This is a genomic window from Protofrankia sp. CiP1_Cm_nod4 (assembly GCF_982290645.1).
This window is the reverse complement of record NZ_CEVIVC010000127.1, coordinates 1-1,603: the sequence shown is the minus strand read 5'-3', so window position 1 is coordinate 1,603 and position 1,603 is coordinate 1. Positions and strand designations below refer to the sequence as shown.

The window sequence follows — 1,603 nt, the reverse complement described above, 5'->3', positions numbered from 1 at the left end:
GCCTGGCAGGGCGGTGGCGGTGCGGCGGGCTGTGGGGCGGGCCGGGATGGCGACGTCATCTGGCCGGCGGCGGTGGTGGACTGCCGGTGGGACGGCGCGTCCAACGTGTCACGACGGTTGTCACGGTGGTGCTGTGACGACATCTGTCACAGTGTATGTGGTGACGGCTTCGACAACTAATGGTAACGAGACGGTCTGGTGGGGCTGGGGCGCCCCCGAGGTGCACACGCCGCTGGCCGAGGACATCCGTTCCCTGCTGGAGACGGCTTTCGGGGTCGCCCGCCGGGACACCCCGCCGGTGGCGCCGGACGAGCTGCGACTGCCGCCGTCGTCACTGTCCGTCGAGGCGGGCGAGGCGCTGGCCGACGTGGTCGGGCTGGCGTGGGTGCGGGTGGACGCCGGCAGCCGCGTCCGGCACTGCCGGGGCCGCTCCACCGCCGACCTGCTGCGCCTGCGGGCCGGTGACGCCCTCGACGCCCCCGACGCCGTCGTCCTGCCGGCCGATCACGAGCAGGTGCTCGCGGTGCTGCGGGTGTGCGCCCGGTGGCGGCTGGCGGTGGTGCCCTTCGGTGGCGGGACGTCGGTGGTCGGCGGCCTGGCCCCGGCAAGGGACGGGTTCGCCGGCGTCGTCGCGCTCGACCTGGCGCGGCTGGACCGGCTGGTGGCCGTCGACGCCGAGTCACAGATCGCCACCTGCGAGCCCGGTCTGCGCGGCCCGGACCTGGAGGCCGCCCTTGCCGCCCACGGCTTCACCCTTGGTCACCGTCCGCAGTCGTGGGAGTACGCCAGCGTCGGTGGGTTCGCCGCGACCCGCTCCAGCGGCCAGGCGTCCGCGGGCTACGGCCGGTTCGACAGCCTGGTCGTCGGCCTGCGGGTCGCCACCCCGGCCGGCACCTGGGAGCTCGGCCACGCCCCGGCGTCCGCGGCCGGGCCCGACCTGCGGCAGCTCGTGCTCGGCTCCGAAGGGGCCTTCGGGGTGATCACGCGGCTGCGGCTGCGGGTCCGGCCGCTGCCCGCGGTGACCCACTACGAGGGCTGGCGGCTGGCGGGCTTCGCCGCGGGGACGGCGGCGCTGCGCGAGCTGGCACAGCGGGACCTGCTCCCGACGGTCGCCCGCCTGTCGGACGAGGCCGAGACGGCCGCCGGGCTCGCCGGCGGTGGCCTCGGCGCCGACGCGGGCGGCTGCCGGCTGATCGCCGGCTACGAGGGCGAGGCCGGGTGGGTCGCCGCGCGCCGGGCCGCGGCCGCCGAGGTGCTGGGCGCGGCCGGCGGGGTCCCGCTGGGGGCAGAGGCCGGCGCGCAGTGGGAGCGCGGCCGCTTCCACGGCCCGTACCTGCGGGACGCCCTGCTGGACGCCGGCATGTTCGCCGAGACACTGGAGACGGCCGGGTTCTGGTCGGCCCTGCCGGGCCTTTACACCCGGGTACGCGACACCCTCGTCGCCGCCCTGGCCGCGGAACAGGCCGCCGCCCGGCCCGCGGGGGCAACCGTCGGCCAGGCTGGCGGGGGAGCTGTCGGCCAGGCTGGCGGGGGAGCTGTCGGCCAGGCTGGCGGGGGAGCTGTCGGCCAGGCTGGCGGGGGAGCTGTCGGCCAGGCTGGCGGG

Annotated in this window: 1 protein-coding gene; it reads left to right on the top strand. The window is 77.4% G+C overall.

The window, feature by feature from the left end; translation table 11 throughout:
* Positions 1-133: 133 nt before the first annotated feature.
* A partial coding sequence (locus AC5LSR_RS19215) for an FAD-binding oxidoreductase (protein WP_493468760.1) occupies positions 134-1,603 on the top strand: 1,470 nt, incomplete at its 3' end.